General features: G+C 75.3%; 13 protein-coding genes. 8 read left to right on the top strand and 5 right to left on the bottom strand.

Annotated elements, in window-relative coordinates:
* Nucleotides 1-48: 48 nt before the first annotated feature.
* Nucleotides 49-1,626 (top strand): hypothetical protein, encoded by a 1,578-nt coding sequence (locus ABZ858_RS30510; protein ID WP_361385751.1) that lies wholly within the window; start codon nucleotides 49-51, stop codon nucleotides 1,624-1,626.
* Nucleotides 1,627-1,720: 94 nt separating this feature from the next.
* Here the strand turns inward: ABZ858_RS30510 and ABZ858_RS30505 are convergent, their stop codons facing one another.
* A complete protein-coding gene (locus tag ABZ858_RS30505; RefSeq protein ID WP_361385748.1) occupies nucleotides 1,721-3,073 on the bottom strand; it encodes a PH domain-containing protein in 1,353 nt (450 codons plus the stop codon).
* Complete coding sequence (locus ABZ858_RS30500) at nucleotides 3,070-3,573, bottom strand: PH domain-containing protein (protein ID WP_361385745.1); 504 nt, start codon at nucleotides 3,571-3,573, stop codon at nucleotides 3,070-3,072. The genes ABZ858_RS30505 and ABZ858_RS30500 overlap by 4 nt, the downstream gene beginning before the upstream one ends.
* A 31-nt stretch (nucleotides 3,574-3,604) precedes the next feature.
* On the opposite strand from ABZ858_RS30500, the gene ABZ858_RS30495 reads away from it, so the two are divergent.
* On the top strand, nucleotides 3,605-4,756 hold the full coding sequence (locus tag ABZ858_RS30495; protein WP_361385742.1) for an NADH-quinone oxidoreductase subunit D: 1,152 nt from the start codon (nucleotides 3,605-3,607) through the stop codon (nucleotides 4,754-4,756).
* Here ABZ858_RS30495 and ABZ858_RS30490 read toward each other — a convergent pair.
* Nucleotides 4,721-5,767, bottom strand: coding sequence for an SAM-dependent methyltransferase (locus ABZ858_RS30490; protein ID WP_361385739.1), 1,047 nt, complete (start codon nucleotides 5,765-5,767; stop codon nucleotides 4,721-4,723). The genes ABZ858_RS30495 and ABZ858_RS30490 overlap by 36 nt on opposite strands.
* A gap of 118 nt (nucleotides 5,768-5,885) precedes the next feature.
* Here ABZ858_RS30490 and ABZ858_RS30485 point away from each other — a divergent pair, with 118 nt between their 5' ends.
* The 3 genes from ABZ858_RS30485 (at nucleotide 5,886) to ABZ858_RS30475 (ending at nucleotide 8,646) form a co-directional block, all read left to right on the top strand.
* On the top strand, nucleotides 5,886-7,091 hold the full coding sequence (locus tag ABZ858_RS30485; RefSeq protein WP_361385736.1) for a sensor histidine kinase: 1,206 nt from the start codon (nucleotides 5,886-5,888) through the stop codon (nucleotides 7,089-7,091).
* Nucleotides 7,092-7,180: 89 nt separating this feature from the next.
* Nucleotides 7,181-7,852: a response regulator transcription factor gene (locus ABZ858_RS30480; RefSeq protein WP_361385733.1), complete on the top strand. Its 672-nt coding sequence runs from the start codon at nucleotides 7,181-7,183 to the stop codon at nucleotides 7,850-7,852.
* Between the two features lie 131 nt (nucleotides 7,853-7,983).
* The gene (locus ABZ858_RS30475) at nucleotides 7,984-8,646 is read left to right on the top strand and encodes an AAA family ATPase (protein WP_361385730.1); all 663 of its coding nucleotides are present in this window, start codon (nucleotides 7,984-7,986) and stop codon (nucleotides 8,644-8,646) included.
* A gap of 152 nt (nucleotides 8,647-8,798) precedes the next feature.
* On the opposite strand, the gene ABZ858_RS30470 is transcribed toward ABZ858_RS30475, so the two are convergent.
* Nucleotides 8,799-9,902 carry a DUF5937 family protein gene (locus tag ABZ858_RS30470; RefSeq protein WP_361385727.1) on the bottom strand — a complete coding sequence of 368 codons (1,104 nt, stop codon included), beginning with the start codon at nucleotides 9,900-9,902 and terminating at the stop codon, nucleotides 8,799-8,801.
* A gap of 471 nt (nucleotides 9,903-10,373) precedes the next feature.
* Complete coding sequence (locus tag ABZ858_RS30465; protein WP_361385724.1) at nucleotides 10,374-11,669, bottom strand: beta-eliminating lyase-related protein; 1,296 nt, start codon at nucleotides 11,667-11,669, stop codon at nucleotides 10,374-10,376.
* Between the two features lie 175 nt (nucleotides 11,670-11,844).
* Here ABZ858_RS30465 and ABZ858_RS30460 point away from each other — a divergent pair, with 175 nt between their 5' ends.
* From ABZ858_RS30460 to ABZ858_RS30450, 3 genes are read left to right on the top strand one after another with little or no spacing between them, the layout of a single operon-like run.
* Nucleotides 11,845-12,939 carry a DUF2520 domain-containing protein gene (locus ABZ858_RS30460; protein ID WP_361385721.1) on the top strand — a complete coding sequence of 365 codons (1,095 nt, stop codon included), beginning with the start codon at nucleotides 11,845-11,847 and terminating at the stop codon, nucleotides 12,937-12,939.
* Entirely contained in the window at nucleotides 12,936-13,979 is a 1,044-nt protein-coding gene (gene panC, locus ABZ858_RS30455) for a pantoate--beta-alanine ligase (RefSeq protein WP_361385718.1), read from the top strand. Before ABZ858_RS30460 ends, panC begins: the two co-directional genes overlap by 4 nt.
* Complete coding sequence (locus ABZ858_RS30450; RefSeq protein WP_361385715.1) at nucleotides 13,976-15,721, top strand: L-aspartate oxidase; 1,746 nt, start codon at nucleotides 13,976-13,978, stop codon at nucleotides 15,719-15,721. Before panC ends, ABZ858_RS30450 begins: the two co-directional genes overlap by 4 nt.

Genomic DNA, 15,721 nt, shown 5'->3' with positions numbered 1-15,721 from the left:
TGCGGGGCGGCCCACCACGATTCGCCTACGCGCGGTAAGTTTCTGGCCATGCCACGTGGACGTCACCGCCATTCCCCTCCTCTGCACAGGCTGCTGCCGCCCTCCGCGATCGCCGGCGTCTCCGTCGTCTGCGCCCTGGGCCCCTGGGTGGTCACCGCGCCGCTGGTGCTGCGCTCCCTGGCCGCGGCCGCCGCGGTGACGGCGGTCGCCGGCGCGATCGTCCTGCGCCGCTGGGACACCCAGGCGGGCCGCCGGGTGGCCGACCTCACGCGCGCGCGGGCCAGTGACGAGTGGCGCTTCGAGGAACGCGTCGCCGAACTGGAGTCCGACCTCGACGAGTCGCGCGAACTGCGGGGCCGACTGGAGCAGAAGCTGCGCGCCAAGCGCACGGAACTGGCGGGGCTGCGCAACGAACACGCGGCACTGCTGCGCCGCTACGCCACCGCGGAGACCGAGCGCGCCAGCGCCCTGGAGGGCCGCCGGCTGCTGGAGCTGGAAGCGGGCACCGACGTCCCCGCGCTGCCGGCCGGGCCGACCGGTGCCGTGGACGGCGGGCGCGCCGATTCGGCCGAGTCCGCCGAGTCCGTCGAGCCCGTGGGGGACCAGCCGGCGGACGTGGCGCCCGCCGTGTTCTCCGCCGAGGGTGCCCGGCTGTTCCAGCGGGCCGGGGCCGCGCTGGCCCGGCTCGCGGCGTCCGGCGACGACCGCACGGCGCCCGGGCCGTCCGGTGAGGCGCGCGAGGAGACCGGCGGGAAGGCCGGAGCGGCCCCCGCGCGGGAGGACGGACCGCAGGGGAAGCCCGAGGCGGCCGCCGCACCCGCGCGCGTGGCCGCCGCCTTGACGCCCGGGGAGCCGGAGCAGGGCGAGACCGCCGAATCGGCCGGGGAGCCGGAGCGGCGCGTGGCCGCCGAACCGGGCCGGAGGACGGAACCGGGCGGGACCGCCGCACCGGCCGGGGAGGCGGACCAGCGCGCGGCTGCCGAATCGGCCGGGGAGCCGGAGCCGGTCGGGATTGCCGGACCGGGCCGGGGGACGGAGCGGCGCGAGGCCGCAGAACCGGGCCGCGAGACGGAACGGGGCGGGACCGTCGAACGGGCCGGGGAGGCGGAGCAGGGCGCGACTGCCGAACGGGCCGGGGAGGTGGAGCAGGGCGCGACTGCCGAACGGGCCGGGCAGTCGGAGCCTGACGAGATTGCTGAATCTGCCGGGGAGCCGGAGCGGCCCGAGACCCCCGGACCCACCAGGGACGCGGAGCCGGTTGAGCCCGTCGCGGCGGGCGCGGCGGGCAGGGTCGCGCAGCCGTCCGCCGGGCACTTCACCGTGCCGACCGCGGTGGCCGTCGTGCCCGCCGCGCCCGTACGGCGGCCGGTGACCGGGGGCGGGTTCGACTTCTTCGGTACGAAGAAGGAGGAGCCGTCCGCCGACCTGGAGGCCGTGCAGAACGAGGACCTGGCCGATGTGGTCGGCCAGGAGGCCCTCGCCCTGCACAAGGCCGAGTCGGAGTCGGCGTACCGCCCGGCCGGCCCCGTAACCGACGCCCGGGCCGTGGGCCAGGTCATCGACCTGACGGCGCACGACGAGACGGAACAGCTCGACGTACTGGACCTGCGGACCGCGGCGTCCTGAGCGGCGCGCGGGAGCGGGAACGGCGCACAGGGTAAGGGGCGCGGCACATGGTGCCGCGCCCCTTACCCGTGCCCCAACTCCCGGACGCGGAGCTTTAGGTCATCCACCGGTCCGGCCGCGCCCCGCGCCGCCCCGTGCGGGAGCGTTCCGCCTGGGAGCGCAGCAGTCCGGCCGCCTCCCCGGCGTCCCGCAGCCCGGCGGTGACGGTCTTGTTCGCGCCCGTGTCCACGTGGACGTCGGCCACCTTCCACAGCCGCTGCCAGGGCCCCTGCGTCAGCCGTACGCTCTGCACCTTGGCGTGCGGCACCAGCGCGAGCCGCCGCCGCAGCAGTCCGTGCCGGGCGGCGAACACCGTGTCGGTGACCGCGATCCCGTAGCCCCGCCGGCGCACCGGCGCGCACCACCGGGCGCGCCGCGGCACCGGCAGCAGGTCGGCGGCGGCCGGCACCGTCACTCCGGGCAGGACCCGCGCCACCAGGGAGTCGGCGACCTCGCGCGGGGCGACGGGCAGCAGCACCGAGTTCGACGAGCCGGCCACGTCCAGGCCCACCCGCACCCAGCCATGGCGCCGCCACAGCAGCGGTTCCACGATCCGTACGGCCTGGACGCGGCCCGGCGGCACCGTCTCGTGCGTGCGGTCCAGCAGGCCCCGGTCGATGCGCAGTCCGTCGGGGGACTCGCTCACCGTCCAGTCGTAGGCGCCGACGAAACGCTTCACGCTGCCGGTGACGGCCCCGCCGAGCAGGGGCAGCGCGGTCGCGAGGACCGTCCACAGGCTGTGGGTGGCCAGCCACAGCAGCGACGGCACGACGAGGGCCGCGGCCAGCGAGCCCCAGGTCGCACCGATCAGCAGCAGCGAGACGGCGATCACGCGCGCGGGCACCCGGACGAGTTCCCGCGCGGGTGCCTCACCGGCCTCGCGGGCGGTGGCGGGGGCGAAACCGGCCGCGCGGGCGAGCAGTTCGGCGCGCAGGGCGCGGGCCTCGTCCTCACCGAGGAAGGCGAGTTCGTCCTTCTTGGCCGTCCCTATGACGTCGAGCTTGAGCTTGGCCACGCCCGCGAGCCGGGCGAGGAGCGGGCGGGTGACGTCGACGGCCTGGAGCCGTTCCAGCCGGATGTGCGCGGTGCGGCGGAAGAACAGGCCGGTGCGGATGCGCAGTTCGGTGTCGGTGACCGCGAAGTACGTGAACCACCAGGACAGGACTCCGTACACGGCGCCCGCCGCGACGAGCGCCGCGAGCCCGGCCAGCAGCCAGGCCGTCGTCAGCCGGGTCAGCTGCTCCTGGGCCTGCCCGGGGTCGTGCGCGGCCCACCCGGCGAGCAGCGCGACCGGCGCCCACGCCCGGCGCAGCGGCGTCACGGGGTGCAGCCGCCGCTCGGCCACGGCCCGCCCGTCCCCGGGCTCCGGGGCCTCGCCTATCGCCGCTTCGTCCCCCGCCGCGGTCACAGCCCCGCCGATCGTGCCTCGCCCAGCTCGGTGAGCCGGTCGCGCAGTCGTTCCGCCTCGGCCGGGTCCAGACCGGGGATGGTCGCGTCGGTCGCCGCGGCGGCCGTGTGCAGCTGCACGGTGGCCAGCCCGAAGTGCCGTTCCACCGGCCCGGAGGTGACCTCGACCAGTTGCATCCGCCCGTAGGGCACGACGGTCTCCTCGCGCCACAGCACGCCCCGGCCGATCAGCAGGTCGTCGGCGCGTTCGGCGTACCGCCAGGAGCGCCAGTTGCGGCCCAGCAGCACCCAGCCCCAGGCCAGCAGCGCCAGCGGCAGCAGCGCGAACGCCGCCCAGGCCGGACCGGCCAGCAGCCCGAGCAGCACCCCCAGGGCCACGGCGAGCAGCCCCAGCCACACCACCAGCAGCAGCCGCCGCATCCGCAGCAGGCCGGGCGGCAGCGCGGTCCACGCCGGATCGTCCCCGGCCGCCCGTTCGTACTCCAGGCTCCCCGTTTCCATGGGGCAAGCGTACGTACGACAGACTGGGGCCATGACTCCTACGACGGAGACCATGGTCGGGATCGGCGGCGCCGCGGAGAGCACCGACATGGTGCTCAACATCGGGCCCCAGCACCCGTCCACGCACGGGGTGCTGCGGCTGAAGCTGGTGCTGGACGGCGAGCGCATCACGCGCGCGGAGCCGGTGATCGGCTATATGCACCGGGGCGCGGAGAAGCTGTTCGAGGCCCGCGACTACCGGCAGATCATCATGCTGGCCAACCGCCACGACTGGCTGTCGGCGTTCTCGAACGAGCTGGGCGTGGTCCTGGCCGTGGAGCGGATGCTCGGCATGGAGGTGCCCGAGCGGGCGGTGTGGACGCGCACGCTGCTCGCCGAGCTGAACCGGGTGCTCAACCACCTGATGTTCCTCGGCTCCTACCCGCTGGAGCTGGGCGGGATCACCCCTGTCTTCTACGCGTTCCGGGAGCGGGAGGTCCTCCAGAACGTGATGGAGGAGGTCTCCGGCGGCCGGATGCACTACATGTTCAACCGGGTCGGCGGCCTCAAGGAGGACCTGCCGGCCGGATGGGCCACACGCGCGCGGGGAGCCGTCGCCGCCGTGCGCTCCCGCATGGACGTCTTCGACGATCTGGTGCTCGGCAACGAGATCTTCCGGGGGCGCACGCGGGGCGTGGGCTCGCTGTCGCCGCGCGCCGTGCACGCCTACGGGGTGAGCGGGCCGATCGCGCGCGCCTCGGGCGTCGACTTCGACCTGCGCCGCGACGAGCCGTACCTGGCGTACGGGGAGCTGGCGGACGTCCTGCGGGTGGTCACCCGGCAGGAGGGCGACTGCCTGGCCCGGTTCGAGTGCCTGCTGGAGCAGACCCACAACGCGCTCGACCTCGCCGACGCCTGCCTGGACCGGCTGGCCGAGCTGGCGCCCGGCCCGGTCAACCAGCGGCTGCCCAAGGTCCTCAAGGCGCCCGAGGGGCACACGTACGCGTGGACCGAGAACCCGCTCGGCATCAACGGCTACTACCTGGTCAGCAAGGGCGAGAAGACCCCGTACCGGCTGAAGCTGCGCTCGGCGTCGTACAACAACATCCAGGCGCTCACCGAGCTGCTGCCGGGGACGCTGGTCGCGGACATGGTGGCGATCCTGGGGTCACTGTTCTTCGTGGTCGGGGACATCGACAAGTAGACCGGCCAGGCCGCGGGGCAGGCCCACCGGCCGCGCCAGCCAGCCGAAGTCGCCGAGCCCGCCCGGCGCGGTCAGCTCGGCCGCCGCACCGGCGGCCGCCAGGGCGCGCACGTACCGCGCCGGGTCGGTGGAGGCGAGCGCCAGCGGGGGGCGTACGCCGGTGATGCCCAGGGCGTGCAGGGCCTCGCGCTGGGTGAGCAGCCGTGCGCCGGGGAGTGCGCCCGGCGTGGCGGCGGCGCACGCGTCCAGGGCGACGTGCGCCGTGAGATCGCGGGAGCCGTCCGGCACGGGCGCCGTCTCGCGCCCCTCCCGGAAACCGGTGAGCGTGCCGAAGGGCGGCCGGGAGCCGCGCGTGTGCGCGTAGTCGACGGCGACCGCCAGGCCCCGGTCCACACAGGAGGCCGCCGCGGCCCAGGCGGTGTCCCGGGGCAGGCCGATCTCCGCGCGGAACCCCGGTCCGTCCGGCAGCGGCCACCACCGGTCCAGCCAACGGGCCTCCTCGCCCGCCACCGGCTCCCCCAGCCGTTCGGTCCCGTCCGGCCGGACGAGCACGCGCCGGGGTACGCCCGCGGAGTCCGTCTCCACCACCTCCACCGGCACGTTGTCCAGCCACTCGTTGGCGAACAGCACTCCGGTGAGGTGACGCGGGGGCTCGCTCAGCCACTCGATCCGGTGGTCGAGGCCCGGCGGCCGGGCGGCGATCTCGACGGCGTACACCCGCGCGCGGGAGGCCACCGGCGCGGGCAGCGCGGCGAGCACCCCGGCGGCCAGTTCGCCGCGCCCGGCCGCCATGTCGACGAAACCGAGCGCCGCCGGGCGGCCCAGCGCCTCGTCCACCCGGCACAGCAGCCGGGCCACGGCCGCCGCGAACAGCGGCGAGGCGTGCACGGACGTGCGGAAGTGCCCGGCCGGGCCCTCGGGCCGCCGGTAGAAGCCCGCAGAACCGTACAGCGCGTCCCGCGCCGCCGCGCCCCAGCCGCGCCACCGCGGCTCCCTCGTCCCGTCCGTCACCGGGCCAGACTAAGCACACGGGTGATCACAGCCTCCACCTTGGGGAGTACGCGCGGCGAGTGCGGATCGACCCTCCGGTTGACCCCTGCGCCTACCCCGTTTCCCTACTCTGGGTTACGTGCAGCGTCTCTATGACTTTCTCCGCAGGCACCCGACGTGGGTCGACGGCTTCTGGGCCCTCGTCCTGCTCGGGATCTCCGGCCTGACTTCGGCGAATGGCGGCGGGACGCCGGGACGGCACGGATCGTTCGCCGCGGCGCTGGCGGTGTCCGCGGTGCTGAGCGTGGTGGTGGCGCTGCGCCGCCGGACGCCCGAGAAGATGATGGTGCTGGCGGTGGCGACCGGCGTGGCGCAGCTGGTGCTGGACATCCAGACCACGGTCGCCGACTTCGCCCTGCTGGTGATCATCTACACGGTGGCCGCGATCGGCGCCCGCTGGGCCTCCCGGTTCGCGCTGGCCGCCGGGATGTGCGCGGCGTCGCTGGCGCAGCTCCGCTGGCCGCAGCAGAACTCCAGCGTGGCCGGCAATGTCGCCATCGCCGTCTTCACGACCGTGCCGTTCGCCCTGGCCTGGGTGCTGGGCGACTCCATGCGCACCCGCCGCGCCTACTTCGCGCAGCTGGAGGAGCGGGCCGCCCGGTTGGAGAAGGAGCGCGAGGCGCAGGCCAAGGTGGCGGTCGCCGCCGAGCGCGCCCGCATCGCGCGGGAGCTGCACGACGTGGTCGCGCACAACGTGTCGGTGATGGTGGTGCAGGCCGACGGCGCCGCCTATGTCCTCGACGCCGCGCCCGACCAGGCCAAGAAGGCGCTGGAGACCATCTCCTCCACCGGCCGCCAGGCCCTCGCCGAGATGCGCCGCCTGCTGGGCGTGCTGCGCACCGGCGAGCCGAAGGAGGGCGGCGAGTACGTGCCGCAGCCCAACGCCGAGCAGATCGAGGACCTCGTGGAGCAGTGCCGGGGCTCCGGGCTGCCGGTCGACTTCCGGGTGGAGGGCACCCCGCGCCCGCTGCCCAGCGGCGTCGAGCTGACCGCGTACCGCATCGTGCAGGAGGCGCTCACCAACACCCGCAAGCACGGCGGCCCGGACGCGGGCGCCAGTGTGCGCCTGGTGTACTTCGACGACGGCCTCGGCCTGCTCGTCGAGGACGACGGCAAGGGCGCCCCGCACGAGCTGTACGAGGAGGGCGGTGCCGACGGCCAGGGGCACGGCCTGATCGGCATGCGCGAGCGCGTCGGTATGGTCGGCGGCACGCTGGACGCGGGCCCCCGCCCCGGCGGCGGATTCCGCATCAGCGCGCTGCTGCCGCTCAAACCGGCGCACTGACGCACCCAGCACAGGCCCGCTGCCCAGCACCGGCCCGCTGTCCTGCACCGGCCCGCTGCCCTGCCCCGAGACGGAAGAAGAGGACCCCGATGACGATCCGCGTGATGCTCGTCGACGATCAGGTGCTGCTGCGCACCGGATTCCGGATGGTGCTCGCCGCCCAGCCGGACATGGAGGTCGTCGCCGAGGCGGGCGACGGCGTCGAGGCCCTCCAGGTGCTGCGGGCCACCGCGGTGGACGTGGTGCTGATGGACGTCCGCATGCCCAAGCTGGACGGGGTGGAGACCACCCGCCGCATCTGCTCGGAGCCCGACCCGCCCAAGGTGCTCATCCTGACCACCTTCGACCTCGACGAGTACGCCTTCTCCGGGCTGAAGGCGGGCGCCTCCGGCTTCATGCTCAAGGACGTGCCGCCCGGTGACCTGCTCGCCGCGATCCGCGCCGTGCACAGCGGTGACGCCGTGGTCGCGCCGTCCACCACGCGCCGCCTGCTCGACCGTTTCGCGCCGATGCTGCCCACCGGCGGTGGTGAGCCGCAGCACAAGGAGTTGCAGCGGCTCACCGAGCGCGAGCGCGAGGTCATGATCCTGGTCGCGCAGGGCCTGTCCAACGGCGAGATCGCCGCCCGGCTGGTGCTCTCCGAGGCGACCGTGAAGACGCACGTGGGCCGCATCCTGACCAAGCTCGGCCTGCGCGACCGCGTACAGGTCGTGGTCCTCGCCTACGAGACGGGCCTCGTCCGGGCGGGCGGCCTCGGCTGAGCGCCCGGCCGCCCGGCCTCGGCTGAGCGCCCGGCCGCCCGGCCTCGGCTGAGCGCCCGGCCGCCCGGCCTCTCGGGCACCCGGCCGCCCCCCCCGCCTCTCGGGCAGCCGGCCGCCGGTAGGGTCTGCGCATGCTCCTGTGGATCAACGGCCCTTTCGGGGGCGGCAAGACACAGACCGCACACGAGATCCAGCGCCGGCTGCCGGGCAGCGTCATCTGCGATCCCGAGCACGCCGGGTTCGGGCTGCGCCGCATGCTGCCGCCCGGACTGCGGGGCGACTTCCAGGAGCTGGTGTCCTGGCGGCAGGGTGTGGTCGAAGTGCTCGATCTGGCGCTGACCCGGCACGAGGGCGTGGTGATCGCCCCCATGACCGTCACCGACTCCGGTCACTTCGCGGAGACGGTGGGTCGGCTGCGCGAACTCGGCCACGACGTACGCCACTTCACCCTGCTCGCCGAGCGGGAGACCGTGATCGGGCGGCTGCGGGAACGCAGGGCCATGCACCTGATGAAGCGCGCCGGCGGGAAGGCCGTCGGGGGGAAGTCCGTCGGAGGGAAAGCCGCCGGTCCGGGCCGGGAGAGCTGGGCCGAGCGGCAGCTCGACCACTGCCTGTCGCGGCTGCGCGAGCCGGAGTTCGCCGAGCACCTGTGGACGGACCACTCGACCGTGCCGAAGACGGCGGACCGGATCGCCGTCCTGGCCGGACTGACGCTGCGGCCGCGCACCGGGGGCCCGCTGCGGACCCGGCTCCGGCAGGCGGGGGTCGGCATCCGGCACATCCGGTTCGACTGAGCCGTCGTCCCTCCCCTGTACGTGTGAGCCCCCCTCCCTCCCCTGTACGTGTGAGCCGTCGTCCCTCCTGTACGGGTGAGCCGTCGCCGGCCTTCGACCGGGCCGCCGTCCGCCTTCGACCGGGCCGCCCCTGTCGAGGACCGTCCGGTGCCCTAACGGAGGATGCCCTCCAGGAAGTCGCTGCCCAGGCGGGCCACCATCGCCACGTCGAGCTGGTGGTAGACGTACCGGCCGCGGCGGCGCGTGGTGACCAGGCCCGCCTTCTTGAGCACGCTCAGGTGCCGGGATATCTCCGGGGCGGTCATGCCGTGCGCCTGGGTCAGCTCGCCGGTGGTGAAGGCGCTGCGGGCCAGGCTGCGGCACAGCCGCATCCGCACCGGGTGGGACAGCGCCGACATGCGCAGGGTCAGCTGCTCCACCGAGGGCGGGGCGGACAGCTCAGGTGAGCCCACCGGGTAGTGCAGCACCGGCTGCCAGGCGTGGCGGTGCAGCACCATGAGGTGGGGCCAGCCCAGGCTCGTCGGGACGAGCAGCAGGCCGTGGTCCGCCGTGGCCGTGCGGCCCTCACCGAGCTTGTCGACCGTGATCCGCCCGGCCGCCTCGTCCAGCGCGACCGCCGGGGACACCGCGGCCAGCGCCTCGGCCAGGCCGCGGCGGCGCAGCAGCTCCGTCTTGTGCCGGGCGTCCGCGGCGAGCTGGTGGCGCAGCCGGGACCACGTCTCCGCGAAGAACGCCGCGTCGCAGTCCTGGAGGAACTGCCGCAGCCAGGCCCTGATCCGGGGCGGGTCGGCCAGCAGCCGCTCGCTGAACCGCACCTGCTGCGGCCCGCGCGCGGCGGCCAGCTCCAGGGCGCGGCGGCGCAGCCGCTCGTCACCGAGCGGACCGGCGCCCGGCTCCGCGTAGGGCAGAGCGCAGGTGAACTCCAGGGCCGCGTCCACGAACTGCTCGTCGGACAGCTTGTCCAGCAGGTCCAGTTCCTCGGCGAGCGTCTGGCCCGGCAGCCCGCCGCCGGGGAGGCCGGCGTACGGCAGGAAGAGGTCGGAGAACGTCGTGCGCCACAGGAAGTCCGCCTCGCACATCCGGTCGGCCAGATGCGGGTCGAGCCGGGCGGTCACGCCCGTGGCCCAGCCCTGGAGGCCCGGGTGGTGTCCGGGCTCGGACAGCGCGTGCAGCGCCATGCCCAGCTCCGCCAGCGGAGAGGGCACGACGGCGGCCTGTTCCGGCCGCAGCCCCGTGATGTCGATGCGCACGCTCATGGCCCCATGGTGCACGCCGCCACTGACAACGCGGCCGCCGATTGACAGCCGTCGTCAATCGGCGGGACTTCGCCCGGCCCTCCGGCGCAGCCTGGGACGACCGGGGCAGCCGCGGAGCCCGTTCCATCCCGTCCCGTGAAGGCGATACGACCATGAGCATCACCCAGCAGTTCCTCCTGGACACCCACCGTGCCCGGCAGCACGGCGAGCCGGCCCCGCCCGCGCCGGGCCTGAACGACTGGCAGGTCGCGCGCGAGCTGCGCGACCACCGGCGCTTCCGCGCGGTGATCGCGGGCCGGTGGCTGCGCGCGGCCCTGAGCCGGTGGCCGCGCGTGGCTTCGAGCCGGAGCCGGGACCGGCACATGGACCGGCACCCGGAGCGGCCCCGGGACCGGCACATGGACCGGCACCCGGAGCGGCCCCTGGACCGGCGTTCCCATCGGGCGGCTGCGACAGGCCCTACGACAGGCGCTAGCTGTTCCGGCTGCCGCTGACCGCCGCCAGCTGTGCGGCGAAGTCCGCGACCGCCACCTTGACGTCGTCCGCCGTCCACTCCAGGCCGGCGGCGCGCACGGTGACCTCGGTGAAGGCCAGCCCGGGGCCGCCCCGGTCCCAGGGGCGGCCGAACAGCAGGGTCCCGGTGGCCTCCGCCTGGCGCACCGCCGCCTCGGAGAGCGCGTCCCCGTCGTGGGGCAGCCAGACCTGGAACTCGTGGGTGTGCGGCACCTCGGGGTGCACGCGCGCCCAGGGCACGCCGGCCGCCGCGAACCCCTCACGCAGCGCGGCGGCCACCACGCGCGCGTGCCGTGCGTACTCCGGCAGGCGGGGCAGCTCCCGGTCGAGGCCGGCGAGCGCCGACAGCACCGTGGGGAACTGCTGGAACTGCAGCCCGCCGTACCGGTGCCGCCAGGTCCTGGCCTCCTCCACCAGCTCCCGCGGCCCGGCGAGCACGGCGCCGCCGTAGCCGTCGAGGGACTTGTAGAGCGAGACGTACACGCTGTCGGCCAGGTCCGCGATCTCGGGCAGCGGGCGGCCGAAGTGCTCGGTGGACTCCCACAGGCGCGCGCCGTCGAAGTGCACCACGGCGTCACGCTCGCGCGCCGCCTCGACGACCCGTGTCAGCTCCTCCCAGGAGGGCAGGACGAAACCGGCGTCGCGCAGCGGCAGTTCGAGCATCAGCGTGCCGAAGGGCTCGTCCAGGTCGCGCACCTCCTCGGCGGTCGGCTGCCGGGGCTCACTGGTCACCCGTACCGGGCGCAGGCCGCTGACCTGGCTGAGGGCGTGCCGCTCGTGCACCTCGGGGTGGGACAGGGCGTGCAGGGCCACGGCCGGGTCGCCGGTGCGCCGTGCCCAGCAGCGCAGCGCGATCTGCTGGGCCATCGTGCCGGTCGGGAAGAACGCGGCGGCCTCCTTGCCGAGCAGGCCGGCGACCTTCTCCTCCAGGGCCGTGACGATCCCGTCGCCGTACAGGTCCGCCGCCTCGTCGAGGTCGTACACCTCCCGCGCCCGGTCCAACACGGCCAGCCGCTCCCGGAGCGTGCCCAGGTACTCAAGGCGCGCGAGCACCCGCCGCGCGCTCCGGTGTGCGCGTATGCGCCGTTCACGCAGGCGCGCGCCCGGCTCCTCCGCCGCGGCCGCCCCGTCCTGCCGTATGTCTTTCCGTATGTCTTTCCGCGTGTCCTGCCGTACGTCCTGATCCGGCCGTTCCACGTGGTCGGGGTGCCGCGTCTGTTCCACCTGTTCCGCCTGTCCCGCCGTATCGCTCATGCCGGGGATCATCCCGCGCGCCGGCGCCGGCGGGCACCCGCATTCCGCGACGTCCGCGGGCACGTGCGCAAGCCCACAGCCTGTGGACGACCGCCCCTCTCGCGGACCGATAGCGTTAACATGACGAGAAATCGTCCGGTACCCGGAGCGGACTGGAACGGAAGGCCACCGTCGCGTGAGTACAAGCCAACAACCAGACCCCAGGGACCGTCCCGCGCGGCTCACCGTGGGCGTCGTCGGCGCCGGCCGGGTGGGCCCCGCGCTGGCCGCCTCCCTGAAGCTCGCCGGGCACCGGCCGGTGGCCGCCTCCGGAGTCTCCGACGCCTCCCGGCGGCGCGCCGAGCTGTTGCTGCCCGGCGTGCCCCTGATGCCGCCCGCCGAGGTGCTCCAGCGCGCCGATCTGGTCCTGCTGACCGTCCCCGACGACACCCTGCCCGGACTCGTCGCGGGCCTCGCCGAGACCGGCGCCGTGCGGCCCGGACAACTGCTCGTGCACACCTCCGGGCGGTACGGCGCGAAGGTGCTGGACGCCGCCCTGCGCGCGGGTGCGCTGCCGCTGGCCCTGCACCCGGCGATGACCTTCACCGGCACCCCCGTGGACGTGCAGCGGCTGGCCGGCTGCTCCTTCGGCGTCACGGCTCCCGAGGAGCTGCGGATGGCCGCCGAGGCGCTGGTCATCGAGATGGGCGGCGAGCCCGAGTGGATCGCCGAGGAACGGCGCCCGCTGTACCACGCGGCCCTCGCCCTGGGCGCCAACCACCTGGTCACCCTGGTCGCCCAGTCCATGGAGCTGCTGCGCGAGGCCGGTGTCGGGGCGCCCGACCGGATGCTCGGCCCGCTGCTCGGCGCCGCCCTGGACAACGCCCTGCGCTCCGGCGACGCCGCCCTCACCGGCCCCGTCGCGCGCGGGGACGCCGGCACGGTCGCCGCCCACATCGCCGAGCTGCGCCGGCACGCCCCGCAGACCGTCGCCGGCTACCTCGCGATGGCCCGCGCCACCGCCGACCGCGCCCTCGCCCACGGGCTGCTCAAGCCCGAACTGGCCGAGGACCTGCTCGGAGTGCTCGCCGACGGCGTGGACGGGTCCGACGGTGACGGTGGCACCGGCGGCACGGGCGGCACCGACAGCCCGGGCGGCACCGGCGGCCCCGGCGGGCCCGGCGGTACGAACCCGCCCAAGGGCTCCGGCAGCCCCGCCGCCCCGGACGCCCCCGAGCACCCCGAGCACCCCGAGCACCCCGAGCACCCCGAGAACAGGGAAGACCGATGAGCCCCCGCCGCACCTTCGAGCTGGTCCCCGCCGTCGAGGACCTCCGGCGCGTGCGCGAGCGCTCCGCCGTGCCGGGGCGCACCGCCGTCGTCATGACCATGGGCGCCCTGCACGAGGGCCACGCCACCCTGGTGCGCGCCGCGCGGGAGCACGTCGGACCCGAGGGGTTCGTGATCGTCACCGTCTTCGTCAACCCGTTGCAGTTCGGCGCGGGCGAGGACCTGGACCGCTACCCGCGCACCCTGGACGCCGACCTCAAGGTCGCCGAGCAGGCGGGCGCGGACGTGGTCTTCGCGCCCTCCGTGGACGAGGTCTACCCGGGCGGCGAGCCGCAGGTCCGCGTCACCGCCGGGCCCATGGGCGGACGCCTGGAGGGCGCCGTGCGCCCCGGCCACTTCGACGGCATGCTCACCGTCGTCGCCAAGCTGCTCCACCTCACCCGCCCCGACACCGCGTTCTTCGGCCAGAAGGACGCCCAGCAGCTCGCCCTGATCCGGCGCATGGTGCGCGACCTGAACTTCGGTGTCGAGATCGCCGGCGTGCCGACCGTGCGCGAGGACGACGGCCTGGCCCTGTCCAGCCGCAACCGCTACCTCGCCCCGAAGGAGCGGCGCACCGCCCTCGCCCTGTCCCAGGCCCTGTTCGCGGGCCGGGACCGGCACGCGGCCCAGGAGGCGCTGCGCGCGCGGGCCCGCGAGGTGCCCTCCACGCGTGCGCGTGCCGACGCCCTGAGCGCCCTGGGCGAGTCCCGGGCCGCCGCCGACGCCGCCGCCGTCGCCAAGGCGGCCCCGGGCGCGGCCGCCGCCGTCCGTGCGACCGCCCGGCTGGTCCTGGACGAGGCCGCCCGCCTCGACCCGCCGCTGGAACTCGACTACCTGGCCCTGGTCGACCCGTCCGACTTCACCGAGATCGGGGACGACTTCACCGGCGAGGCCGTCCTCGCCGTCGCCGCCCGGGTCGGGGCGACCCGGCTGATCGACAACCTGCCCCTCACCTTCGCCACCCCCGGGTCCACCGCACCCCTTGGAGCCGCTTCGTGACCAGCACAGGCACCAGCACAGGCATACGACTGCACGCACCCGCGCCCGGGTGGTCCCTCACCGCGGACGTCGTCGTGGTCGGCTCCGGCGTCGCCGGGCTCACCGCCGCCCTGCGCTGCGAGGCGGCCGGCCTGGACACGGTCGTCGTCACCAAGGCCCGCCTGGACGACGGCTCCACCCGCTGGGCCCAGGGCGGCATCGCCGCGGCCCTCGGCGAGGGCGACACCCCCGGACAGCACCTGGACGACACCCTGGTGGCCGGCGCCAGCCTGTGCGACGAGGAGGCCGTACGGCTCCTCGTCACCGAGGGCCCCGACGCCGTACGGCGGCTGATCTCCACCGGCGCGCACTTCGACACCGACGACGAGGGCGGCATCCAGCTCACCCGCGAGGGCGGCCACCACCGCCGCCGCATCGCGCACGCGGGCGGGGACGCGACCGGCGCGGAGGTCTCCCGCGCGCTGGTGGCGGCCGTCCGCGCGCGCGGGCTGCGCACCGTGGAGAACGCGCTCGTCCTGGACCTGCTCACCGACGCCGAGGGCCGCGCCGCGGGCGTGACCCTGCACGTCATGGGCGAGGGCCAGCACGACGGCGTGGGCGCGGTGCACGCGCCCGCCGTGGTCCTCGCCACCGGCGGCATGGGCCAGGTCTTCTCCGCGACCACCAACCCGGCCGTGTCCACCGGCGACGGTGTGGCGCTCGCCCTGCGGGCCGGCGCGGACGTCTCCGACCTGGAGTTCGTGCAGTTCCACCCGACCGTGCTCTTCCTCGGCGCGGACGCCGAGGGCCAGCAGCCGCTGGTCTCCGAGGCGGTGCGCGGCGAGGGCGCCCACCTGGTCGACGCCGGCGGCACGCGCTTCATGGTGGGGCAGCACGAACTGGCCGAGCTGGCGCCCCGGGACATCGTCGCCAAGGGCATCACGCGCCGGATGCAGGAGCAGGACGCCGAGCACATGTTCCTCGACGCCCGGCACTTCGGCGCCGCCATGTGGGAGCACCGCTTCCCGACGATCCTCGCCGCCTGCCGCGCCCACGGCATCGACCCGGTCACCGAGCCGATCCCGGTCGCCCCGGCCGCCCACTACGCCTCCGGGGGCGTACGCACCGACTCCCGCGGCCGGACCACCGTGCCCGGCCTGTACGCGTGCGGAGAGGTCGCCTGCACGGGTGTGCACGGCGCCAACCGGCTGGCCTCCAACTCCCTCCTGGAGGGCCTGGTCTACGCCGAGCGGATCGCCGCCGACATCGCCCGGGAGCACGCCGGGAACGGCCTGCACGCGCGCGCGGCGCAGCCCGTACCGCAGCCCGGGCAGCCCGCGCACCCGCTGCTCGCCCCCGAGACCCGGTTCGCGATCCAGCGGATCATGACCGAGGGCGCGGGCGTGCTGCGCTCCGCCGAGTCCCTCGCCACGGCCGCCGACCGGCTCGGGCGGCTGCGCGCCGAGGCGCGCGGCGCCCTCGACGAGAACGGCAAGACCGCCGAGCCCGGCGTCGACACCTGGGAGGCCACCAACCTCCTGTGCGTCGCCCACGCCCTGGTCGCCGCCGCCCGGCTGCGCGAGGAGACCCGCGGCTGCCACTGGCGCGAGGACCACGCCGAGCGCGACGACACCCGCTGGCGCCGCCACCTCGTCGTACGGCTGGATCCCACGGGTACCCCGGCCGTGCACACCACGGACACCGCAGACTTCCCCCCGACCCGTCCCGAGGCCCCAGCGCCCCGCCGTCCCCAGGAGCAGTGA

Source organism: Streptomyces sp. NPDC047017 (assembly GCF_040644175.1).
Classification (GTDB): Bacteria; Actinomycetota; Actinomycetes; order Streptomycetales; family Streptomycetaceae; genus Streptomyces.
This window is presented reverse-complemented; position numbering and strand designations above follow the sequence as displayed.